The organism is Bacillus pumilus (assembly GCF_024498355.1).
Lineage (GTDB): Bacteria > Bacillota > Bacilli > Bacillales > Bacillaceae > Bacillus > Bacillus pumilus_P.
Genome location: NZ_CP101833.1, coordinates 26,189 through 47,881, shown reverse-complemented (window position 1 = coordinate 47,881; position 21,693 = coordinate 26,189). Strand labels below are relative to the sequence as shown.

The 21,693-nt window shown below is 43.3% G+C and carries 22 protein-coding genes, 2 tRNA genes, 3 rRNA genes and 1 other RNA gene; 3 read left to right on the top strand and 25 right to left on the bottom strand.

The annotated features are described in order from the left end of the window. Nucleotides 1-336 precede the first annotated feature (336 nt). Nucleotides 337-627: a transition state genes transcriptional regulator AbrB gene (locus tag NPA43_RS00255; protein ID WP_087975202.1), complete on the top strand. Its 291-nt coding sequence runs from the start codon at nucleotides 337-339 to the stop codon at nucleotides 625-627. A 44-nt stretch (nucleotides 628-671) separates the two neighbouring features. On the opposite strand, the gene rsmI is transcribed toward NPA43_RS00255, so the two are convergent. The 25 genes from rsmI to tadA all read right to left on the bottom strand — a co-directional run bounded on the left by rsmI (nucleotide 672) and on the right by tadA (nucleotide 19,671). Further along, on the bottom strand, nucleotides 672-1,553 hold the full coding sequence (gene rsmI / locus NPA43_RS00250) for a 16S rRNA (cytidine(1402)-2'-O)-methyltransferase (RefSeq protein ID WP_099728335.1): 882 nt from the start codon (nucleotides 1,551-1,553) through the stop codon (nucleotides 672-674). Next, nucleotides 1,528-1,827 carry a GIY-YIG nuclease family protein gene (locus tag NPA43_RS00245; RefSeq protein WP_099728336.1) on the bottom strand — a complete coding sequence of 100 codons (300 nt, stop codon included), beginning with the start codon at nucleotides 1,825-1,827 and terminating at the stop codon, nucleotides 1,528-1,530. The genes rsmI and NPA43_RS00245 overlap by 26 nt, the downstream gene beginning before the upstream one ends. Beyond that, nucleotides 1,814-2,557, bottom strand: a complete 744-nt coding sequence (locus NPA43_RS00240; protein WP_256499206.1) for a tRNA1(Val) (adenine(37)-N6)-methyltransferase — start codon at nucleotides 2,555-2,557, stop codon at nucleotides 1,814-1,816. The genes NPA43_RS00245 and NPA43_RS00240 overlap by 14 nt, the downstream gene beginning before the upstream one ends. Nucleotides 2,558-2,612: 55 nt before the next feature. Further along, the gene (gene yabA / locus NPA43_RS00235; protein WP_230031692.1) at nucleotides 2,613-2,966 is read right to left on the bottom strand and encodes a DNA replication initiation control protein YabA; all 354 of its coding nucleotides are present in this window, start codon (nucleotides 2,964-2,966) and stop codon (nucleotides 2,613-2,615) included. Nucleotides 2,967-2,980: 14 nt separating this feature from the next. After that, nucleotides 2,981-3,808, bottom strand: coding sequence for a competence/sporulation regulator complex protein RicT (locus NPA43_RS00230; RefSeq protein WP_099728338.1), 828 nt, complete (start codon nucleotides 3,806-3,808; stop codon nucleotides 2,981-2,983). Between the two features lie 2 nt (nucleotides 3,809-3,810). Further along, nucleotides 3,811-4,800: a DNA polymerase III subunit delta' gene (gene holB, locus NPA43_RS00225; protein ID WP_256499205.1), complete on the bottom strand. Its 990-nt coding sequence runs from the start codon at nucleotides 4,798-4,800 to the stop codon at nucleotides 3,811-3,813. Between the two features lie 11 nt (nucleotides 4,801-4,811). After that, nucleotides 4,812-5,252, bottom strand: coding sequence for a YaaR family protein (locus tag NPA43_RS00220; protein WP_230031690.1), 441 nt, complete (start codon nucleotides 5,250-5,252; stop codon nucleotides 4,812-4,814). A gap of 12 nt (nucleotides 5,253-5,264) precedes the next feature. Next, a complete protein-coding gene (locus NPA43_RS00215; protein WP_024425625.1) occupies nucleotides 5,265-5,594 on the bottom strand; it encodes a cyclic-di-AMP receptor in 330 nt (109 codons plus the stop codon). Nucleotides 5,595-5,673: 79 nt separating this feature from the next. Next, entirely contained in the window at nucleotides 5,674-6,312 is a 639-nt protein-coding gene (gene tmk / locus NPA43_RS00210) for a dTMP kinase (RefSeq protein ID WP_034324521.1), read from the bottom strand. Continuing rightward, complete coding sequence (locus NPA43_RS00205) at nucleotides 6,309-7,718, bottom strand: aminotransferase class I/II-fold pyridoxal phosphate-dependent enzyme (protein ID WP_256499204.1); 1,410 nt, start codon at nucleotides 7,716-7,718, stop codon at nucleotides 6,309-6,311. Before NPA43_RS00205 ends, tmk begins: the two co-directional genes overlap by 4 nt. 77 nt (nucleotides 7,719-7,795) lie before the next feature. Further along, nucleotides 7,796-8,860 carry a toxic anion resistance protein gene (locus tag NPA43_RS00200; RefSeq protein ID WP_256499203.1) on the bottom strand — a complete coding sequence of 355 codons (1,065 nt, stop codon included), beginning with the start codon at nucleotides 8,858-8,860 and terminating at the stop codon, nucleotides 7,796-7,798. A gap of 19 nt (nucleotides 8,861-8,879) precedes the next feature. After that, nucleotides 8,880-9,494, bottom strand: coding sequence for a 5-bromo-4-chloroindolyl phosphate hydrolysis family protein (locus NPA43_RS00195; RefSeq protein WP_099728344.1), 615 nt, complete (start codon nucleotides 9,492-9,494; stop codon nucleotides 8,880-8,882). Between the two features lie 128 nt (nucleotides 9,495-9,622). Beyond that, nucleotides 9,623-9,814 carry a sigma factor G inhibitor Gin gene (locus tag NPA43_RS00190; protein ID WP_017359334.1) on the bottom strand — a complete coding sequence of 64 codons (192 nt, stop codon included), beginning with the start codon at nucleotides 9,812-9,814 and terminating at the stop codon, nucleotides 9,623-9,625. Between the two features lie 172 nt (nucleotides 9,815-9,986). Beyond that, nucleotides 9,987-10,102: ribosomal RNA gene (rrf, locus tag NPA43_RS00185) — 5S ribosomal RNA — on the bottom strand. A 61-nt stretch (nucleotides 10,103-10,163) separates the two neighbouring features. After that, a 23S ribosomal RNA gene (locus NPA43_RS00180) occupies nucleotides 10,164-13,094 on the bottom strand. Nucleotides 13,095-13,192: 98 nt separating this feature from the next. Continuing rightward, nucleotides 13,193-13,268 (bottom strand) — tRNA-Ala (locus tag NPA43_RS00175). 13 nt (nucleotides 13,269-13,281) lie between these two features. Next, a tRNA-Ile gene (locus NPA43_RS00170) sits at nucleotides 13,282-13,358 on the bottom strand. Nucleotides 13,359-13,453: 95 nt separating this feature from the next. After that, nucleotides 13,454-15,002, bottom strand: a 16S ribosomal RNA gene (locus tag NPA43_RS00165). Together the 16S, 23S and 5S rRNA genes with 2 tRNA genes alongside form the textbook arrangement of a ribosomal RNA operon. Nucleotides 15,003-15,276: 274 nt before the next feature. Then, nucleotides 15,277-15,540: a pro-sigmaK processing inhibitor BofA family protein gene (locus tag NPA43_RS00160; protein ID WP_008342006.1), complete on the bottom strand. Its 264-nt coding sequence runs from the start codon at nucleotides 15,538-15,540 to the stop codon at nucleotides 15,277-15,279. A gap of 66 nt (nucleotides 15,541-15,606) precedes the next feature. Then, a complete protein-coding gene (locus NPA43_RS00155) occupies nucleotides 15,607-15,831 on the bottom strand; it encodes a YaaL family protein (protein ID WP_008360288.1) in 225 nt (74 codons plus the stop codon). 18 nt (nucleotides 15,832-15,849) lie between these two features. Beyond that, complete coding sequence (gene recR / locus NPA43_RS00150; protein WP_003218094.1) at nucleotides 15,850-16,446, bottom strand: recombination protein RecR; 597 nt, start codon at nucleotides 16,444-16,446, stop codon at nucleotides 15,850-15,852. A gap of 15 nt (nucleotides 16,447-16,461) precedes the next feature. Continuing rightward, nucleotides 16,462-16,785 carry a YbaB/EbfC family nucleoid-associated protein gene (locus tag NPA43_RS00145; protein WP_008342011.1) on the bottom strand — a complete coding sequence of 108 codons (324 nt, stop codon included), beginning with the start codon at nucleotides 16,783-16,785 and terminating at the stop codon, nucleotides 16,462-16,464. Between the two features lie 25 nt (nucleotides 16,786-16,810). Then, nucleotides 16,811-18,523, bottom strand: coding sequence for a DNA polymerase III subunit gamma/tau (dnaX, locus tag NPA43_RS00140; protein ID WP_249705348.1), 1,713 nt, complete (start codon nucleotides 18,521-18,523; stop codon nucleotides 16,811-16,813). A 330-nt stretch (nucleotides 18,524-18,853) separates the two neighbouring features. Beyond that, nucleotides 18,854-19,118, bottom strand: an RNA gene (gene ffs, locus NPA43_RS00135) — signal recognition particle sRNA large type. Nucleotides 19,119-19,194: 76 nt separating this feature from the next. Continuing rightward, a complete protein-coding gene (gene tadA / locus NPA43_RS00130; protein WP_099728784.1) occupies nucleotides 19,195-19,671 on the bottom strand; it encodes a tRNA adenosine(34) deaminase TadA in 477 nt (158 codons plus the stop codon). A gap of 79 nt (nucleotides 19,672-19,750) precedes the next feature. On the opposite strand from tadA, the gene NPA43_RS00125 reads away from it, so the two are divergent. Then, entirely contained in the window at nucleotides 19,751-20,305 is a 555-nt protein-coding gene (locus NPA43_RS00125; RefSeq protein ID WP_099728785.1) for a cysteine hydrolase family protein, read from the top strand. Nucleotides 20,306-20,404: 99 nt separating this feature from the next. After that, nucleotides 20,405-21,652: a glycoside hydrolase family 18 protein gene (locus NPA43_RS00120; protein WP_443111583.1), complete on the top strand. Its 1,248-nt coding sequence runs from the start codon at nucleotides 20,405-20,407 to the stop codon at nucleotides 21,650-21,652. The last annotated feature ends 41 nt before the right edge of the window (nucleotides 21,653-21,693 follow it).

The window sequence follows — 21,693 nt, the reverse complement described above, 5'->3', positions numbered from 1 at the left end:
AAAAGATGAGTTTTTCGAAAAAACGACAAACCGCTCGACATTTTGTCGAATATTGTCGTATGAAATATACTTCCAGATTTATAATTGGCTAATTTAGGGCAAAAGTCTTGTCAATCTGTTCTCGTCATTTATCATGTTTTCATAGACGAAGTCCACAAAATCCTTATACACCAATAGTTTCAAGGTCCTTTGACTTTAAGAGTCATATTTTACAAACAATAGTAAACAAAATGATTGACGATTTATGGAAACCTTGTTATGCTAGGAATGTAAGGAATTTGTCGAATAATGACGAAGATAATATTATATTAAGAATAAGAACTTTTTGGGAGGAGAATGAAGATGAAATCTACAGGTATTGTACGTAAAGTTGACGAATTAGGACGCGTGGTGATTCCAATCGAACTTCGTCGTACACTAGGAATCGCTGAAAAAGACGCTTTGGAAATTTATGTTGATGATGAAAAAATTATCCTAAAAAAATATAAACCAAACATGACTTGCCAAGTAACAGGTGAAGTATCAGACGATAACCTTAAACTTGCTAATGGTAAATTAGTTCTTAGCCGTGAAGGTGCAGAGCAAATCATTAACGAAATCCAAAACCAACTTCAATCACAAAAATAAGTTTCATATAAAAAGGTTCTTGCACCGTTTGCAAGAACCTTTCTTTATTGTTCAATATGATAGGCATCGTATATCGTGCGCTTTGGCACACCACGTTCGACTGCTGTACGTTTAATGGCTTCCTTCGACGTCAATCCTTCCTCTATGTAATGGATCACGTGTTCTTTTTCAGATAAGGCCTTCCACCAGGCTTCTTCATTCAGCTCTTCTTCATCCTGGTCATTTCCTTGTACCACAAGACAAAATTCGCCGCGAATTTGTTGTTCCGTAGCCCATGTCAGCACGTACTCTAAATCTCCACGAATAAACTCTTCGAATTTTTTTGTCAGTTCTCGCGTAATCGCTATGTTCCGGTTCCCCCACACTGCCTTCATCACGGTCAGCGTTTCTTTTAACCGATGGGGCGCTTCATAGAAAATAATCGTTTCCTGGCGTTTCTTCAATGCTTCCAGCTGTTTTTTCTTTTCTTTTTTTTGACGATCAAGAAAACCGTAAAAGAAAAATGGCTGTGGCGCGATCCCTGACGCAATGAGCGCCGTTAATGCCGCGTTTGCACCAGGTAGCGGAATGACATAGCCTCCGATGCTTGTAAAGTCTCGAACCACTTCAGCTCCAGGATCAGAAATAGTCGGTAAACCAGCATCGCTCACTAGTGCGATATTTTTCCCTTCTTTTAGCCATTCGATTAACTTGTAACCACTGCTATCTTTGTTATGCTCATGATAACTCGTTAACGGTGTATCAATTTCATATACATGACAAAGCTTTTTCGTTTGTCTCGTATCTTCTGCGGCAATATAGTCTACATCTTTTAACGTTTGTATCGCTCGGAACGTCATATCTTCTAAGTTTCCAATTGGGGTTGGTACGAGATAAAGAATACCCATTTCGGATTGACCATCAAAGCTCTTCTGTGTCTTTTTCATGTGCCGCCTCCTTTTCCATTCGCATTTCTTCTATATAAATGTCTTTCTTTTGACGTGTCCAAGTTTTGAAACGATATTCTTGCTGCATGGCTTCTCTTTTGGTTGAAAAACATTCATGGTAATAAAGCTCAACCGGCCGTCTCGCTCTTGTATATTTTGCTCCCTTTCCACTATTGTGGGTAGTCAGCCTTTTTTGTAAGTCATTTGTATACCCAGCATACAAACTGCCATCTGCACATTTCAATACATAAAAGTAATGATTATGCTTCTCCATATAGTATCGTCCTGATTTCTTCTGTATACTCTTGGTCTTCCCCATAAACAAAGAGGGGCGGCAATATTTTCAAATCTGGCTTTCCATCTTTCATGCCTTCTATTAAGATTGTATTGGCTTCTTTCCCCTGTTTAGGATAAACAAATCGAATTCGCTTTGGCTCAATACGGTATTTCTTCATCATTTCAACAATCTCAAGCAACCGTCCTGGGCGGTGAACCATTGCCAGTTTGCCCCCTTGCTTCAGCAAAGTGGAAGAAACACGAATGACGTCTTCTAATGTACAATGAATTTCATGCCGTGCAATTGCCAAATATTCATTTTCATTGATTTCATCCTTAGAGGGTGTCTTAAAATACGGCGGATTACATGTGATCACATCTACTTTGTGGTTCCCATAGCGTTCTGGCATATCATTCAAATCACCATGTATCAATTCAATCTGATGCTCTAATTGATTATGCTCCACACTTCTTTTCGCCATATCAAACAGACGTTCTTGGATTTCAACACCTGTAATAGAGGCCTTAGATCGAGTTGAAAGCAGCAATGACACGATGCCATTTCCCGTACAAAGATCGATGATTTCTCCCTTTTGGATCGGCACATACGCAAATTTTGCTAATAATACCGCATCCAATGAAAAGGCGAACACGGTTTTACTTTGAATAATTTTCATATCTTCAGCGAGCAAGTAATCTAAACGTTCATCTTCTCTTAACGAAACCATGATGTATCCTTTCTATTCCTGTGAAAAAGGCTCCCGATTCAGCGGAAGCCTTTTCTCACTTTTTATTTAAAAATGACAGACAGAACAAACAGTCTCCCTCTTTACGAATACTCCCATAATGTACATTACAAATATGGAAGCCTTCCTGATATAACCGAGCAAGGTTATCATGACCTTCTCCTATATCAGAATGACTTGACTTCTGGGCAAAATCATTCTCCGCCTCAGACGATTTGTCTCGATCGGATTGATCCAGACGTTCACGCAAGTGCTGATTCTCCATCTGAAGCTGATGATTTTCTTCAATCACTTCACCGATATGATTTTTCAAATCTCCTAGCTGTCGATAAAGAGAACCGATTTGTTCTTCTAAATTGATCACTGTATCAAATAGTTCCTTTTTATCCAAGGTGGCACACCTCGTTACTCAGTTGTTTGTGCAGATACAACGCCTTCTTGTAATAATTCTTCCCAAGTATATTCTACCACTTTTTCTTGCCCGGTTAATTCAACTTGCAAAATTCGTTCTAAAATGTTGAGCCCTACTACCTTTGCAGAGCCATTAGACGTCTGAATCGTTTCACCGATATCCGGTAATTGTTCTTTCGCTGTTTCATACTCATCATTCTCATATTTCAAGCAGCACATCAAACGGCCGCAAAGCCCAGAAATTTTCGTAGGGTTTAACGACAGGTTTTGATCTTTTGCCATTTTTATGGACACCGGTTCAAAATCTCCTAGAAATGTTGAACAGCAAAGCATTCTTCCACAAGGACCTATGCCGCCCAGCATTTTTGCCTCATCTCTTACACCGATTTGGCGAAGTTCAATTCTCGTCTTGAAAATCGATGCGAGATCCTTCACCAGCTCACGAAAATCTACTCTGCCGTCCGCTGTAAAATAGAAGATAACCTTGTTTCGGTCAAATGTAAATTCAACATCGACTAGCTTCATTTCCAGGCCGTGTTCACTTACCTTCTGAAGACATGTATCAAAGGCTGCCATCGCTGCTTCTTTGTTTTCCTCAACGATGAGCCGGTCTCGTTCGTCTGCTACACGAATCACCTTACGTAGAGGAAGGACCACGTCGTGTTCATCTACTTTTTTATTCGCGATGACCACTTGTCCGTACTCAACCCCTCTGACCGTTTCTACAATGACGCAACTATCATTTTCTATATGAAATCCATTAGGATCAAAATAATAGATTTTGCCCGCTTTTTTAAAGCGAACACCAATTACGTTGTACAAGCTTATCCCTCCTGCAACATCAACACCAATTGCTCCATTAGCCCTTGGGCATTCACGTTGGATTGAAGTCTCTTTTTCGCTTCTAATACAGCAAGGATCTGGTTCGTCACCATCTGCTGTGTGGAATGCAGCGCGTGCTGCTCCATTGTCTGGAATAAGTCTTGATAAATGACTTTATCTTCATTTCCTATTTGAATCGACAATACATCACGATATATAAATAAAAGCATATCCAGACCTGTTTCTTGAAGGTCTTTCTCTTTGAAAAAAGGCATCCATTGATCTTGTATATAAAAAAATGCATGTTCTTTTCGCTGGTGTAAGACTTCATACAATTTTATCACTTTCGATCTAGACTCTGCAAACTGATCATTTCGACTTAATTCGAGTGCTTCTGCTAAATTATTAGTTAAATTCGACAAAAGCCTTGCAAGATGCTGAGATACGCCTTCTTGTAAAAGCTGCTGCTCCAAAGATTGTGGCTGCAACGGCTGAAAGCTAAGCATCTGACATCTTGAAATAATCGTATCCAGCATTTTATGCGATTGCTCAGTAATTAAAACCGCCATCGTTTCCCGATTAGGCTCCTCTAGGAACTTTAATAAACTGTTCGCGGCATTGACCGTCATTTTGTCCGCATGAAGAATGATATACATTTTCCGGTGCGATTCTACACCTGCTTTTGTAAATTCCTCCTGCAATGCCTGCACTTGCGCTTTCTTAATCGATTGGCCGTCAGGCTGCACTACATGTAAATCTGGATGGTTTCCAGACTCAATCCTTTTGCAGTTTTGACAAGATTCACATGGTTTCACTCCTGCTTCCAAGCAAAAAAAGCTCTTAGCCAAAAGCATGGCAGCATCTAGCTTTCCTGTCCCTTTTTTCCCTTCAAATAAGTAAGCATGGGCAAGTCGGTCTTTATCAATACTATTAAAAATCAGCCGCATGACGCGCGGCTGCAAATCATTCATGTCATCCCAGCTAATTGCCATGTTATCACTCTCTATGTGTAAAGGTTAATCAATAAACCTTTTATTTCTCCAATACGTTCAAGCAAATCAATAGAGGGTTTCTCTTGATCCATCATATCCTCTGTTAATTCAATAAGCTTTTCATCTAATGCTTTGACTAAAGCGAGTGTTCGCGTGTTGCCATAAAGGTCAAAGCTCCTTGACGTCTCTATATTTAATCCATTATCGACGGTCTCTTTCACAAAGCGCTTCACAAGTCCTTTAAACCTGGCTAAATCCTTTAGGTTTCGTGACTTTGTCAGCTTTTTACCGAACACCTCGATATCACTCAGCATGACCGTCAGTTGTTCTAAGCGCATTTTGCCGCTTTGCGTCTCCATAGAAGCTTTAAAAGAAGCAGATGTCTGGCTTCCTTTAATCGCTTGAAGTTCACGCTTTTCTAAAAGCAGCCGCATATCTTGATTAATTTTCACAGCAACCCATCCTTAAAATTGATGAAATTGTTCAACTGGCAGAATAAAGACAGTAGCTCCACCAACTTCAACCTCAACAGGGTATGGTACGTATGAATCTGCATTTCCACCCATTGGTGATACAGGCGCGATCATTTGATCACGTTTACGGCAATTTTCCTTTATAAGCTGTAATGCCTTATCCACTCGGACATCATCACAACCAATGATAAAAGTCGTATTTCCAGACTTTAAAAACCCACCAGTTGAAGCTAATTTTGTCACGCCGAAATGATGTTCAGTCAATATTTTCAACAATTTGCTGCTATCTTGGTCCTGTACAACGGCAACAATTAATTTCATTTGATTGGCCTCCTTCGTTTTAGGCACAGGTGACATGCCGATGTCTTCCTCTATATTATAACAACGATTGGGAATCAGGTCATATTTGATTTTTCTTTAATGTGTCCTGAATCAACTGAAGCACTTCTTCATAGACATCCTGCATCGGCTGAGACGCATCCACTACACGGAATCGTTCTGGTGATTGCGCAATTAGTAATTCATAGCCTTCTCTGACCAGCTGGTGGAAATTCAGGGTCTCCATATCTAATCGATTTTTTTCTCTTCCTTGATTGGCGTCGATTCGCTTTAGACCTTCCTCTGGTGTAATGGAAAAGTAAATAGTCATTTGCGGCATTGTACCATTAATGGCAAAATCGTTAATTGATTTGACTTCTTCAATCCCAAGCCCTCTCGCATAGCCTTGATAAGCAAGGGAGCTATCGACAAAACGATCACATAAGACCGTGTCCCCGCGTTGCAATGCAGGTTCTACTTTCTCAGCCAAATGCTGTCTTCTTGCTGCTGCATACAGCAATGCCTCTGTTTTTGCGTCCATTTTTGTATTTTTTTCGTTTAAAATGACTTCACGAATCTGCTCTGCAATTTCGATGCCTCCTGGCTCTCGTGTCGCCATCACTGCATATCCTTGGCGCTTCATTTCTTCGTACACTTTTCGTATCACTGTCGTTTTTCCAGCACCCTCTGGCCCTTCAAACGTAATAAACATACCACTCATAGTGTCTCCTCTTCTATATAAACATATAATTTTCTCTGGTGAATCACCTGACTTGCTTGAACATGAACGTGATGTCCAAGCAAACGGCTTAACTTCGAAATTTGATCCGCTTCAATACGCTCTCCCTTAATCATCAAAGGAATGCCAGGCGGATAGGGAATAACCGATTCTGCACTGATCAGGCCTGCTGCTTTTTCGAATGGGACGGCTTCTATGTCTTGTCTTTGCTGATCGACCTCTATGAATCGCGTCGCCTTTTGAAGATGCTCTTTTTTTTCATGCAATACATCACTTTGCTGAAGCGCCTGCTCTATGGCTGAAAAAGGGACGTCCTTCGTCTGTCCCAGACCAAAAACGAGTAAGACTTGATGTTCATCCGCAAGTTCTGGGTGAACATCAACCGATTCAAGCACCTTTTTTAGTTCATAGCCTGTCAGCCCTTTTGTTGAACGAATGACGCATTTTAATGGATCCGTAGATAACGAGTCAGACTCGACCACTTCGAGATTGGACATCCTGTTGAACTGTTCTTTCAGCTTTGCCAGCCCTGTCATGATTCCGTCCAATTTCCCTTTTCCCTTGATCTCTTCAACATAAGCTCTCGCCACATCTAACGTAGCCACAATTGGATAAGAAGGTGAACTGCTTTGAAGCATCGTTAACAATGTCTTCATACGCTTCGCATCTATTCGGTCCCCTTGGAGATGGAGATAAGAACCCATCGTCATCGCTGGAAGGGTTTTATGTGCTGATTGTACCACCACGTCTGCTCCGTAGGAAAGGGCAGATGGAGGAAAGGCGCCGCCTAATACAAAATGCGCACCATGTGCCTCATCAACCAAAACAATCATGCCCGCTTCATGACACATGTGAATCAGCTTTGATAAATTAGCTGCATGTCCATAGTAGTTCGGATACGTCAAAACGATTGCTCGGCAGTTCGGGTGTTTCGCGATAGCTTTTTTGACTGTTTCATCAGTAACATGGGTTGGGACGTGCAAGCATGAATCGATCTCAGTGTCTAACATAATAGGCGTTGCTCCTGCCAGCTCAATCGCATGGAAAACAGACTTATGACAATTTCGCTGAACAAAAATCTCATCTTCAGTCCGACATGCAGCCATCACCATCGCTAGATTTCCAACTGTTGTGCCATTCACAAGGAAAAAGCTTTGCTTTGCCCCATATAGCTTTGCCAATAAATCCTCTGCCTCTTGAATCACACCAGTCGGGTGGTGGAGATCATCTAGACCTTCAAGCTCCGTCACATCCAGCTGAAGAATTGATGCATAGTAAGACCGTGCCTCATCAAAAAAGACATCTCCATTGTGATGTCCTGGAACGTGAAAAGAATAAGGCTTCTTTTCCGCATGTTGTGATAATGCTGTATATAAAGGTGTTTTCAAACAAATCGACCCTTTTCACTTAAACGATATCTTATTTCTATTATAACGTTCAAACAAGTGAACCGATAGATGGTTTCTCATTCCTTTATTGGTTGATGATTCGCCAGCTTCTGCTCCGCCTCGTACATGTTGCTTTTTAATTGAGCTCTCTCTTGGCTCCCATGTTCTTTCACCTGTAACGTTTCCTGTAATGTTTCGGCTAATTGGCGTTGAGCCTTTTTCAACGTATCTATAGGCGTTAATGATGCGTCTTCAAGAAGCTGTCCCTGCTGCTTTGATACCTTTTCATACGTTTGTTGGATTCGCTGCTCAAGGGCTGAATTGGCTCGCTGCTGAATATGAGTTAATGCAATTGACATTTGGTTGATCCATAGAGGAATAGATGCGGAGACGGTTGATTGGATATGATTGGCTAAGGTATGATTTGTATACTGAATCATCCGAATTTGGGCATTACATTGCAGTGCAATTTGCCGGCTTAACAGCAAGTCATACTTCCGTTCTTTCAATCTCTCCATATATTCTTCCTCATTTACTTCCTGACTCATCAATTGCTCCTCTAATGTCCGATCATTAGAATGTTTCGCTTCTGATAGGACCTGCTGCTCTAACTGTGTCAATTTCGCTTCAACTGCTGCAACCTGTAGTGTCATCTCTTGGAAATATGATTGATTTTCTTCAAATAAACGCTCTAATAACTTATGGTCGGAGATTAATACGCCTCTTGCGTAACGGAGCCTTGCTGATAATCTCTCTATTTGAGCTTCTGCTTGTTTAAAACGAGAAATGATCTCCTGAGTAGAACGCTTCCCCCGATGAAACAACCTCAAAAAAGGGCCCTGCTTCTTTGGCAGTAAATCCTCTGGCTCCACTAAATGTAGTTGCTGCAAAAAGGCTTCAAGCACATCTCCTATTTGATCGATATCTTTTTTCTCAACATATTTCATCATGTGTTGTGATTGTTCCAATAATCGTTCCTGCACACGTGTACCATAGAAAAGCAGCTTTTGCGGATTGTCAGGGATCTTTTCAGCCCGCTCTATAGCCTCTTGTTTTTCCTTATCAGATAAGGTATCAAACACCCGAAACTGAAGATCTATAGTAGATGCTGATGGTGGTGTGACTTGATCTTCTGGTTTCATCGAGTCTGACTCCTTTCATCTATTTTTTGATCATTTTATCGGCCACTTCAAGTTCAATGTGAAGGGCTTCTATGTCTCTTCCTAAAACTTGCTGCAAATCATTCGTCAATTGCTTTTGCAGCTCTGTCAGTGTAACTCGAGTTTGGCTCAGTGTCATTTCAAGCTCATGACTGCGATTAGGCTGATTATACAGTAATGCATATTTTTCGATTAGTTCAACGACAGAATCCAAACTTTCGAAATAAAATCGCTGTGCATCATAAAATCGGTTCGGTTCCTTTTTTGTAATCGTATAGATTCGTCGTGCAAGCCGAAGGATTTCATAATTATGTTTGATCGTCTGCATGTTTTTCACAGCAAATAAAGCTTTCTTCAAACGAACCAGCTTTTGCCCTGCTTCTTTGAAGTGCTGTTTAATATATACATAATCACTACGAGACAATCCGTGTTTCTTTAAAAACAACTGGAAAGCAACCCATCTGCTTCCTGCAAACATCGCACCCCACCCAATCATCGCATACAGTATCGATAATCCAACATGATGGTGGAAAACCCCAATACTGACGGTTAAAATCACAATCGAGAAAAGAGTAGAGAAGATGGCCCATATAAATGTGAAAAAGATTGATTTCATGTTCATCGACTCCTATGAATAATCAGGCTCTCTGTTTATCTTATTATTTATTACGGGTGTTGTCCAAACTAAGTTCCAAAAAACAGGTCCAATCCTCGATAGCTCATAAAAAAAGACCATCTAGTGGTCTATGAATACAAAGGCGGCGTATGAAGATTTTTAAGCTTTCTTACATAATCGGCATAGCTAGGATCCGAGGTCGATGTAGAAATTAACTTTCGCTCACAGTCTCGGCACAAAAACTGATGATATAAATATATTCCCTTTGTCTTTTTCTCTTCACAAATCAAACAAATCGCTTCTCGCTCTTTTTTGCTCATTGTGACACCTCCACTCATAGCTTCAGTATGCCCTAGCGCTTTCAATTGTATACAAAATTAAGAATGTTTTAGATGGTAGTTTAGTATATGTATACATCCCAGATCGAGTGTTTGTTCCTTTTCTTAAAAAAACAAAAAAGACCAGTTCCGTCTGGAACTGATCCTTAGAAAAGCTTGGCGGCGTCCTACTCTCACAGGGGGAAACCCCCAACTACCATCGGCGCTGAAGAGCTTAACTTCCGTGTTCGGTATGGGAACGGGTGTGACCTCTTCGCTATCGCCACCAAACCTGATGGAGAGAATGTTCTCTCAAAACTAGATAACAACGTTCATGCTTCACATTAGAATATAGGTTAAGTCCTCGATCTATTAGTATCTGTCAGCTCCACGTGTCACCACGCTTCCACCTCAGACCTATCAACCTGATCATCTTTCAGGGATCTTACTTCCTTGCGGAATGGGAAATCTCATCTTGAGGGGGGCTTCATGCTTAGATGCTTTCAGCACTTATCCCGTCCGCACATAGCTACCCAGCGATGCCCTTGGCAGAACAACTGGTACACCAGCGGTGCGTCCATCCCGGTCCTCTCGTACTAAGGACAGCTCCTCTCAAATTTCCTGCGCCCGCGACGGATAGGGACCGAACTGTCTCACGACGTTCTGAACCCAGCTCGCGTACCGCTTTAATGGGCGAACAGCCCAACCCTTGGGACCGACTACAGCCCCAGGATGCGATGAGCCGACATCGAGGTGCCAAACCTCCCCGTCGATGTGGACTCTTGGGGGAGATAAGCCTGTTATCCCCGGGGTAGCTTTTATCCGTTGAGCGATGGCCCTTCCATGCGGAACCACCGGATCACTAAGCCCGACTTTCGTCCCTGCTCGACTTGTAGGTCTCGCAGTCAAGCTCCCTTGTGCCTTTACACTCTGCGAATGATTTCCAACCATTCTGAGGGAACCTTTGGGCGCCTCCGTTACATTTTAGGAGGCGACCGCCCCAGTCAAACTGCCCACCTGACACTGTCTCCCTGCCCGATAAGGGCAGCGGGTTAGAAGGTCAATACAGCCAGGGTAGTATCCCACCGATGCCTCCACCGAAGCTAGCGCTCCGGTTTCCAAGGCTCCTACCTATCCTGTACAAGCTGTACCAACATTCAATATCAGGCTGCAGTAAAGCTCCACGGGGTCTTTCCGTCCTGTCGCGGGTAACCTGCATCTTCACAGGTACTATAATTTCACCGAGTCTCTCGTTGAGACAGTGCCCAGATCGTTGCGCCTTTCGTGCGGGTCGGAACTTACCCGACAAGGAATTTCGCTACCTTAGGACCGTTATAGTTACGGCCGCCGTTTACTGGGGCTTCAATTCGCACCTTCGCTTACGCTAAGCGCTCCTCTTAACCTTCCAGCACCGGGCAGGCGTCAGCCCCTATACTTCGCCTTACGGCTTCGCAGAGACCTGTGTTTTTGCTAAACAGTCGCCTGGGCCTATTCACTGCGGCTTCTCGGGGCTTTAACACCCTAAGAAGCACCCCTTCTCCCGAAGTTACGGGGTCATTTTGCCGAGTTCCTTAACGAGAGTTCTCTCGATCACCTTAGGATTCTCTCCTCGCCTACCTGTGTCGGTTTGCGGTACGGGCACCTCTCACCTCGCTAGAGGCTTTTCTTGGCAGTGTGGAATCAGGAACTTCGCTACTAAATTTCGCTCGCCATCACAGCTCAGCCTTTACGGGAAACGGATTTGCCTATTTCCCAGCCTAACTGCTTGGACGCGGATATCCAATACCGCGCTTACCCTATCCTCCTGCGTCCCCCCATTGCTCAAATGGTGAGGAGGTGGTACAGGAATATCAACCTGTTGTCCATCGCCTACGCCTTTCGGCCTCGGCTTAGGTCCCGACTAACCCTGAGCGGACGAGCCTTCCTCAGGAAACCTTAGGCATTCGGTGGACGGGATTCTCACCCGTCTTTCGCTACTCATACCGGCATTCTCACTTCTAAGCGCTCCACCAGTCCTTCCGGTCTGGCTTCACAGCCCTTAGAACGCTCTCCTACCACTGTTCGTAAGAACAGTCCGCAGCTTCGGTGATACGTTTAGCCCCGGTACATTTTCGGCGCAGAGTCACTCGACCAGTGAGCTATTACGCACTCTTTAAATGGTGGCTGCTTCTAAGCCAACATCCTGGTTGTCTAAGCAACTCCACATCCTTTTCCACTTAACGTATACTTTGGGACCTTAGCTGGCGGTCTGGGCTGTTTCCCTTTCGACTACGGATCTTATCACTCGCAGTCTGACTCCCAAGGATAAGTCATCGGCATTCGGAGTTTGACTGAATTCGGTAACCCGGTAGGGGCCCCTAGTCCAATCAGTGCTCTACCTCCGAGACTCTTACCTTGAGGCTAGCCCTAAAGCTATTTCGGAGAGAACCAGCTATCTCCAGGTTCGATTGGCATTTCACCCCTACCCACACCTCATCCCCGCACTTTTCAACGTGCGTGGGTTCGGGCCTCCATTCAGTGTTACCTGAACTTCACCCTGGACATGGGTAGATCACCTGGTTTCGGGTCTACGACCACGTACTCATGCGCCCTATTCAGACTCGCTTTCGCTGCGGCTCCGCATCTTCTGCTTAACCTTGCACGGGATCGTAACTCGCCGGTTCATTCTACAAAAGGCACGCCATCACCCGTTAACGGGCTCTGACTACTTGTAGGCACACGGTTTCAGGATCTATTTCACTCCCCTTCCGGGGTGCTTTTCACCTTTCCCTCACGGTACTGGTTCACTATCGGTCACTAGGGAGTATTTAGCCTTGGGAGATGGTCCTCCCGGATTCCGACGGAATTTCACGTGTTCCGCCGTACTCAGGATCCACTCTGGAGGGAATGACATTTCAGTTACAGGGCTGTTACCTTCTCTGGCGGGCCTTTCCAGACCTCTTCGCTTATATCATTCCTTTGTAACTCCGTATAGAGTGTCCTACAACCCCAAGAGGCAAGCCTCTTGGTTTGGGCTGTTCCCGTTTCGCTCGCCGCTACTTAGGGAATCGCATTTGCTTTCTCTTCCTCCGGGTACTTAGATGTTTCAGTTCCCCGGGTATGCCTTCTCATACTCTATGTATTCAAGTATGGATACTACTCCATTACGAGCAGTGGGTTTCCCCATTCGGAAATCTCCGGATCAAAGCTTGCTTACAGCTCCCCGAAGCATATCGGTGTTCGTCCCGTCCTTCATCGGCTCCTAGTGCCAAGGCATCCACCGTGCGCCCTTTCTAACTTAACCATTTCTTACTTTAGAAAGAATCACTATGTGTGATGAACTTTGCATTGCATTCAATGTGAATGTATTACTTATTGTTATCTAGTTTTCAAAGAACACGTTGGTGGAGCCTAGCGGGATCGAACCGCTGACCTCCTGCGTGCAAGGCAGGCGCTCTCCCAGCTGAGCTAAGGCCCCGATTTATAGAAGATGGTGGGCCTGAGTGGACTCGAACCACCGACCTCACGCTTATCAGGCGTGCGCTCTAACCAGCTGAGCTACAGGCCCATCTTTCATATCGAAGATATGATGTTGTAGGATCTTTTCCAAGTTCCTTCAAAACTAAACAAGACGAAAACGCACGCTGCTCCATATATCCTTAGAAAGGAGGTGATCCAGCCGCACCTTCCGATACGGCTACCTTGTTACGACTTCACCCCAATCATCTGCCCCACCTTCGGCGGCTGGCTCCATAAAGGTTACCTCACCGACTTCGGGTGTTGCAAACTCTCGTGGTGTGACGGGCGGTGTGTACAAGGCCCGGGAACGTATTCACCGCGGCATGCTGATCCGCGATTACTAGCGATTCCAGCTTCACGCAGTCGAGTTGCAGACTGCGATCCGAACTGAGAACAGATTTATGGGATTCGCTAAACCTTGCGGTCTCGCAGCCCTTTGTTCTGTCCATTGTAGCACGTGTGTAGCCCAGGTCATAAGGGGCATGATGATTTGACGTCATCCCCACCTTCCTCCGGTTTGTCACCGGCAGTCACCTTAGAGTGCCCAACTAAATGCTGGCAACTAAGATCAAGGGTTGCGCTCGTTGCGGGACTTAACCCAACATCTCACGACACGAGCTGACGACAACCATGCACCACCTGTCACTCTGTCCCCGAAGGGAAAGCCCTATCTCTAGGGTTGTCAGAGGATGTCAAGACCTGGTAAGGTTCTTCGCGTTGCTTCGAATTAAACCACATGCTCCACCGCTTGTGCGGGCCCCCGTCAATTCCTTTGAGTTTCAGTCTTGCGACCGTACTCCCCAGGCGGAGTGCTTAATGCGTTAGCTGCAGCACTAAGGGGCGGAAACCCCCTAACACTTAGCACTCATCGTTTACGGCGTGGACTACCAGGGTATCTAATCCTGTTCGCTCCCCACGCTTTCGCTCCTCAGCGTCAGTTACAGACCAGAGAGTCGCCTTCGCCACTGGTGTTCCTCCACATCTCTACGCATTTCACCGCTACACGTGGAATTCCACTCTCCTCTTCTGCACTCAAGTTTCCCAGTTTCCAATGACCCTCCCCGGTTGAGCCGGGGGCTTTCACATCAGACTTAAGAAACCGCCTGCGAGCCCTTTACGCCCAATAATTCCGGACAACGCTTGCCACCTACGTATTACCGCGGCTGCTGGCACGTAGTTAGCCGTGGCTTTCTGGTTAGGTACCGTCAAGGTGCGAGCAGTTACTCTCGCACTTGTTCTTCCCTAACAACAGAGCTTTACGATCCGAAAACCTTCATCACTCACGCGGCGTTGCTCCGTCAGACTTTCGTCCATTGCGGAAGATTCCCTACTGCTGCCTCCCGTAGGAGTCTGGGCCGTGTCTCAGTCCCAGTGTGGCCGATCACCCTCTCAGGTCGGCTACGCATCGTTGCCTTGGTGAGCCATTACCCCACCAACTAGCTAATGCGCCGCGGGTCCATCTGTAAGTGACAGCCGAAACCGTCTTTCACCCTTGAACCATGCGGTTCAAGGAACTATCCGGTATTAGCTCCGGTTTCCCGGAGTTATCCCAGTCTTACAGGCAGGTTACCCACGTGTTACTCACCCGTCCGCCGCTAACATCCGGGAGCAAGCTCCCTTCTGTCCGCTCGACTTGCATGTATTAGGCACGCCGCCAGCGTTCGTCCTGAGCCAGGATCAAACTCTCCGAAAAAGAACAAAACCGAAGTTTCGTTTTTCGTCAGTTTGACTGACTACCTATGATGTATCATAGGATTTTTTTATAAAAACTCGAATTAACAGGTACGTTTTGTCTTGTTTAGTTTTCAAAGAACTTGTTTACCGCTTCAGAAGCGACTAGAACATCTTATCACATCCAAGTTGTTAGTGTCAACAACTTTTTTGTTGTTATGTTTTTTCGTTTCTTCGTCATCAGCGACGTATATTAATTTACCACCATACAGAATCAAAGTCAATATTATTTTTCATTAAATAATAAACTTTTCTATTACGACTAAAGCCGCTACGCCTGGAATGCCCAATAAACCACTAATTCCACTCGTTACAGGGTTAATGGAGACATGAAGCCCTAAACTCTCACCGAACAAATTCAGGCAAAATAAAAAAAGAGCGCCTGCCACAAACTTAACTCCGATAAGTCCTAACCATTTGAATGGATTCGCTTGAACACCTGACATAAACAACAATAATACAGCAAGCAAAATTGAACCAATCACAATAACAGGTTCCATAATCCTCTCATCTCCTCTTCATATGAATAGTACAAGCATATGAGAGGACTATGTAAAATAGACCTGCTACCTCCAGTTGTTTAAACGTATATTCCTCTTTTTCGCTTCTCTCAGATAGAAAAAGTACTTCGCTTGAGCAAGCTTTAATTCGAATAGAATGTCCGGTGAAGGCTCAACGCTATTTGCGACAAGCTTTTTTTGTCTGTTCCATTCTTCCTTTTGCTTAAAAAGCTGTTGAATTAGTTTCTCATCGAATTCTTTTCGAATTGATTTTCTGCGAAGAAAACCCATGTACCGTACTTCTCCTTCCTACATCTCACGTCTGCCTTCTAGAGCCTTAGAAAGTGTGACTTCATCTGCATACTCTAAATCTCCACCTACTGGGAGTCCGTGAGCAATACGAGAGAGTTTAATTCCTGATGGTTTCAACAATCTGGAGATATACATGGCTGTAGCTTCTCCTTCAATGTTTGGGTTGGTTGCAAGAATCACCTCTGTCACTTGATCGTCTTGCAATCTTTTTAATAAATCAGGAATTTTAATATCCTCCGGTCCAATTCCGTCCATTGGCGAAATGGCACCATGAAGCACATGATATAAGCCGTTATATTCTTTCATCTTTTCCATTGCAATCACATCTTTTGGATCTTGTACTACACAGATAACAGATTGATCTCTTCTTGTATCTTCACAAATATAGCAGGGATCCTGATCAGTGATATGGCCGCAAACCGAACAATAAGTTAAATTACGCTTTGCATTTACAAGCGCCTTCGCAAAGTCTAGTACGACATCTTCCTGCATACTAAGAACAAAAAAAGCCAGACGGACCGCAGTTTTCGGTCCGATTCCTGGCAATTTCATAAAGCTATCAATCAGCTTTGATATTGGTTCAGGATATTGCATCTTTAGTTATTCCCCCTAGAATAAACCTGGCATGTTCATTCCTTTTGTGAATTGACCCATTGTTTCATTTGTTAGCTCATCGACTTTTTTCAATGCATCATTTGTCGCTGCAAGTACAAGGTCTTGAAGCATATCGATGTCTTCAGGATCGACAACTTCTTCATTAATTGCTACATCAACGACTTCTTTTTGTCCATTTACTTTGACAGTGACCATACCGCCACCTGCTGTACCTTCAAGAACCTTTTCCGCAAGCTCTTCTTGAGCCTTAGCCATATCCTTTTGCATTTTTTGCATTTGTTTCATCATTTTTTGCATATTTCCCATTCCACCGCGCATATGAACACCACTCTCTTTCTTTTAGTTAATCTTTAATTTCAATCAAATCAGTTCCTACTAACTTCTTTGCTTCCGCAATCAATGGATCCTCTTCAGCAGAAGTTGCCTGACCATCTGCCTGTTCATCCGGCTGATGATCCTTTAAAAATTCTTCTCTTATTTTACCCCATTGAGCGTCAGGAACGCCAACTAATTCCACTCTTTTTCCTAGCATAGACTCTAGCAGGTGCTCGAGGTTGGTTCGAACACCACTTTTATCTTCAGCCACCATCTTACAATGTATTTCGAACTTGAATTTTAAAACAAAGGCGTGAGATGCAGCTGCAACTGGTTCACTATCCGTTAATAGCGCAGCGTGAGACACCTTATTTTGCTGTTTCAACTGGGCAAGGAGCTCTCCCCATTTGCCTTTTAATTTTTCTAACTCCGGCCGCTTCGCTTCTTTTAGAATCTCGTGAATTCGGCCAACAGGTGCACGATAGCCATTTTTGTTGCTTGTTTGTGGTCGAGGTGCTTCCTTTTTTTCTTGAGGACTATGAGACTGAGACATCGGTACACCCTCAGCTCTCAGCCTAGATAGCTCCTGTTCAAGCCTGTCTATTTTATGCGTTAAAGCTGTTAAATCAGAGTGAGCATGAGATTGTGTCATTCCGGCCGTTGACTGACAAAGCTTAACAACAGCTACTTCAAAGAAAATCCTTGGATGATTCGTCCATTTCATTTCTTGGTGGCTTTTATTAAGCACTTCAATCGTCTCATACAGAAACTGAGGCGTCACACGATCAGAGAGCGCCACGAACTTTTCATCGACTTTTACCTTTTCAAGTACTCCTTCAAGATCTGGTGCCGTTTTATAAAGCAACATATCTCTAAAGTAAAAGATCATGTCCTCTATTAATTTAGCCGCATCTTTCCCCTGCTGGAGCAATTCATTTAATGTATCTAACGCTACAGCAATATTTTGATCAAAAATAGCTTCGGCAAGCTGACTAATGAAATGCTGAGATACAGCACCTGTAATGAGCAGCGCATCATCAATTGTCAGTTGTTCACCACTAAATGAGATCGCTTGATCCAACAGGCTTAGTGCATCACGCATACCGCCATCTGCTGCACTAGCAATAATCTCGAGCGAGCCCTCTTGTACATTTAGACTTTCTGCATCTACAATTTTCTCCATTCTTCCAACAATATCTTTTGTCGTGATCCGTTTAAAATCAAATCGCTGACACCGGGATATGATGGTAAGAGGAATCTTATGAGGCTCTGTGGTAGCCAAAATAAAGATACAATGAGCAGGCGGTTCCTCTAGCGTTTTAAGGAGTGCATTAAATGCCCCGATAGAGAGCATATGTACTTCATCTATAATATAAACCTTATATGTAACCGCCGAAGGAGCAAATTTAACTTTATCACGTATATCTCGGATTTCATCTACCCCGTTATTCGAGGCAGCATCTATTTCAATCACGTCTGAAATAGAACCGTTTGTAATCCCTTTACAGACATCACATTCATTACACGGTTCACTAACAGGTGACTTTTCACAGTTCACTGCCTTTGCAAAGATCTTAGCAGCACTTGTTTTACCTGTTCCTCTAGGACCTGAAAATAAGTAAGCATGAGAAAACTTTTTCTGCAAAAGGGCATTTTGCAACGTTTTTGTGATGTGTTCTTGTCCAACAACATCCTCAAAAACTTGAGGCCTGAACACTCGGTATAAAGCTTGATAACTCACAAATACGCCCTCCTCCATTTATCATCATCTTCATTATACATGATGCAACGATCAATTCAAAAGTACACCTTTATTTTCTAATAAGCGAAAATGGCGTTTTCATATGAAGATTTTTTACTTTTCATGAATCAAAAACAAATTTTCTAGCTTTGCAAAATGACCTGCCAGCCCAAACAGAACAACAGTTCCTGTTATAAGTCATTTTAAAAGCAAATCACCTCAAAAAGGCTTTTTAATCATTTGTATCAACCTAGCAACTGAGCTATTCTTTGAACAACAACAAAAAACTCACCTAGATAAACTAGATGAGTTACATTTAATATTGATTTACCGTGCACCTTCTGTCGATTCGCTACCCCAAGCGTTACTTAAACAGTTAGCTCGGCCCAGGCAACCCTGCGGCACATGAGAGGTTTCACTTAATGCTGCTTCCTTCCGGACCTGACATGGTTCATGAATTCCCATTGCGCAGGACCCAGACGTCAACACCACTTATTTAAGGCAGACCTTGAAGTAAACGAACCTTGAGAAGGGATTCGGCCTCGCTAGAGCGGATTGCGAGTACAGGGCACCGCTACCTCCCCGCTTAGCACGGCAAAATGAATATTAAATTGTTAGTGACGCAGAAATAAGTATACCTTCTTACAGTTGAAATTGCAAACGACATCCATTCATTTACTTTTCGCTTGTTTCTTCCGCTGACGGAGATCTCGGAAGAACTGACTTAACAGCTCACCGCACTCATTTTCAAGTACACCACCAATGACTTCAGACTGATGATTGAACCGTTCATCATCCAGTAAATTCATTAAAGTACCTGCACATCCACCTTTAGGGTCATATGCACCAAATACGACCTTTTTCACTCTGGAAAGCACAATAGCACCCGCACACATTGGGCATGGTTCAAGCGTAACATAAAGTACAGCTTCTTCTAAACGCCAGCTTCCAGTCACTTTACACGCTTCATCAATGGCAAGTAATTCTGCATGTGCAATTGAACGCTGCTCACTTTCCCTTAAATTATAAGCGCGGCTCACAATTTGGTCATCTACAACGATGACAGCACCGATCGGCACTTCTCCTATTTGTTCTGCTTTTAAGGCTTCAAAAATGGCTTCTTGCATAAACTGTTCATCTTTCGTCATAGCACAGCTCTCTTTTCATGTTTTTTAAATGGATATTGAGGTTAACATATTACCACAATCTTTTGAAGGGGGTCTTATTTTGCCAAATCACCAAAAGGCACTGCTTATTATCGACATGATCAATAATTTTGATTTTGAAATGGGACATGTGCTCGCTGAAAAAACAGAGCAAATGACCAATAAAATTTTAGCCCTTAAACAACACGCTTTCAAGGAAAATTGGCCAATCATCTACATCAACGACCACTACGGACTCTGGAAGGCTGACATTCAAGCTGTCATACAAACATGTAAAAACGAAAGAAGCGCCCCTATTTTAGAGCAAATGGCACCATCTAACGATGATTATTTCTTAATTAAACCTAAGCATTCTGCCTTCTATGGAACAGCACTAGAGACACTTCTAAATGAACTAGGTGTTCATGATCTTATTTTAACTGGAATTGCAGGAAACATCTGTGTTCTTTTCACTGCAAATGACGCATACATGCGAGAATACAATCTGATTGTACCTAAAGATTGTATTGCTTCAAACAATGATAGAGATAACGAGTACGCTTTAACGATGATGGAGAACGTTCTTCTTGCTAAAATCACAACTGCTAAAGAGATCACGAATGAAAATCAAACATGATTTATCCATAACCCTCATAAATTGTTAGCAATAACAAAGGGGGCGTTGACTATTCAAATTTATGTTGTCAAAAGAGGAGATACTTTAAGTGAGATTGCCATGCGTTTTAAAACAACAGTCAATGAAATCATCCGCACCAACGACATCGAAACACCAAATCAACTCGTCATCGGACAAACAATTGTCATTCCAATTAGAGGTCAATTTTATGAAGTCAAACAAAATGACACACTTTATCAAATTGGGAGGCAATTTCAAATTTCAGTGGAAGAATTGGCACGTGTGAATAGGATTCGGCCTGAAGCAATACTTCCTATTCGATTCTTGCTCTATATTCCACAAAGACCGAAAAGAAACATAAATTCCAATGCTTATATTGAACCACGTGGAAATCAAGTCAGTGAAAACTTAAAGCAAGCAGCTAGAGAAGCCTCTCCATACTTAACCCATTTAGGCGCCTTTAGTTTTCAAGCACAAAGAGTCGGGACACTGCGAGAACCACCGTTAGACCAACTACCTCAGATTGCCGCTCAAAGCAGAACCATATTATCCATGGTGGTCACAAACCTAGAGAATGAAAAATTCAGTGATGAACTTGGACGAATCCTTTTAACAAACCAATCTGTCAAAACCACATTTTTAAATGAAATCGTTCGCGTTGCTCAAAAGTATCAATTAAAAGAAATCCATTTTGATTTTGAATATTTACGCCCTGCTGATAAAGATGCTTATATTCAATTCTTAAGAGAGGCAACAACCCGTTTCCACCAAGAAGGATGGACAATTTCCGTTGCGCTTGCTCCTAAAACAAGTAGTGAACAAAAAGGAAAATGGTATGAAGCTCATGACTATGAAGCCATCGGTAAGATCGTTGATCATGTTGTGTTGATGACCTACGAATGGGGATACAGCGGAGGTCCTGCACAAGCCGTCTCTCCAATTGGTCCTGTCCGCCAAGTCATTGAATATGCACTGACTGTCATGCCGGCCAACAAAATTGTAATGGGGCAGAATTTATACGGCTATGATTGGACGCTTCCTTACGTACAGGGCGGCCCCATTGCCAAAGCCGTCAGTCCTCAACAAGCGATCGCAATTGCTAGAGAGAATGATGTACCCATTCTCTACGATGAAACAGCACAAGCTCCCTATTTTCGTTATACAGATGCTAATAATAAAGAGCATGAGGTATGGTTCGAAGACGCAAGGTCGATTCAAGCCAAATTTAATCTCATCAAAGAGTTAAACTTGAACGGAATTGCTTACTGGAAACTAGGTCTATCCTTCCCACAAAATTGGCTCTTATTATCAGATCAATTTAATATTGAAAAAAGAACGACATCGTAATCCATTCGCTCTATCTCTTAGAAGGGGTATGGTACAATATA

Coding starts and splice junctions, on each gene's coding strand:
- NPA43_RS00255 (WP_087975202.1), top strand. CDS start 337: ATGAAGATGAAATCTACAGGTATTGTACGTAAAGTTGACGAATTAGGA.
- rsmI (WP_099728335.1), bottom strand. CDS start 1,553: ATGAAAAAGACACAGAAGAGCTTTGATGGTCAATCCGAAATGGGTATT.
- NPA43_RS00245 (WP_099728336.1), bottom strand. CDS start 1,827: ATGGAGAAGCATAATCATTACTTTTATGTATTGAAATGTGCAGATGGC.
- NPA43_RS00240 (WP_256499206.1), bottom strand. CDS start 2,557: ATGGTTTCGTTAAGAGAAGATGAACGTTTAGATTACTTGCTCGCTGAA.
- holB (WP_256499205.1), bottom strand. CDS start 4,800: ATGGCAATTAGCTGGGATGACATGAATGATTTGCAGCCGCGCGTCATG.
- NPA43_RS00215 (WP_024425625.1), bottom strand. CDS start 5,594: ATGAAATTAATTGTTGCCGTTGTACAGGACCAAGATAGCAGCAAATTG.
- tmk (WP_034324521.1), bottom strand. CDS start 6,312: ATGAGTGGTATGTTTATTACGTTTGAAGGGCCAGAGGGTGCTGGAAAA.
- NPA43_RS00200 (WP_256499203.1), bottom strand. CDS start 8,860: ATGAAACCAGAAGATCAAGTCACACCACCATCAGCATCTACTATAGAT.
- NPA43_RS00195 (WP_099728344.1), bottom strand. CDS start 9,494: ATGAAATCAATCTTTTTCACATTTATATGGGCCATCTTCTCTACTCTT.
- NPA43_RS00190 (WP_017359334.1), bottom strand. CDS start 9,814: ATGAGCAAAAAAGAGCGAGAAGCGATTTGTTTGATTTGTGAAGAGAAA.
- NPA43_RS00160 (WP_008342006.1), bottom strand. CDS start 15,540: ATGGAACCTGTTATTGTGATTGGTTCAATTTTGCTTGCTGTATTATTG.
- NPA43_RS00155 (WP_008360288.1), bottom strand. CDS start 15,831: ATGGGTTTTCTTCGCAGAAAATCAATTCGAAAAGAATTCGATGAGAAA.
- recR (WP_003218094.1), bottom strand. CDS start 16,446: ATGCAATATCCTGAACCAATATCAAAGCTGATTGATAGCTTTATGAAA.
- NPA43_RS00145 (WP_008342011.1), bottom strand. CDS start 16,785: ATGCGCGGTGGAATGGGAAATATGCAAAAAATGATGAAACAAATGCAA.
- tadA (WP_099728784.1), bottom strand. CDS start 19,671: ATGACGAAAGATGAACAGTTTATGCAAGAAGCCATTTTTGAAGCCTTA.
- NPA43_RS00120 (WP_443111583.1), top strand. CDS start 20,405: ATGCGTTTTAAAACAACAGTCAATGAAATCATCCGCACCAACGACATC.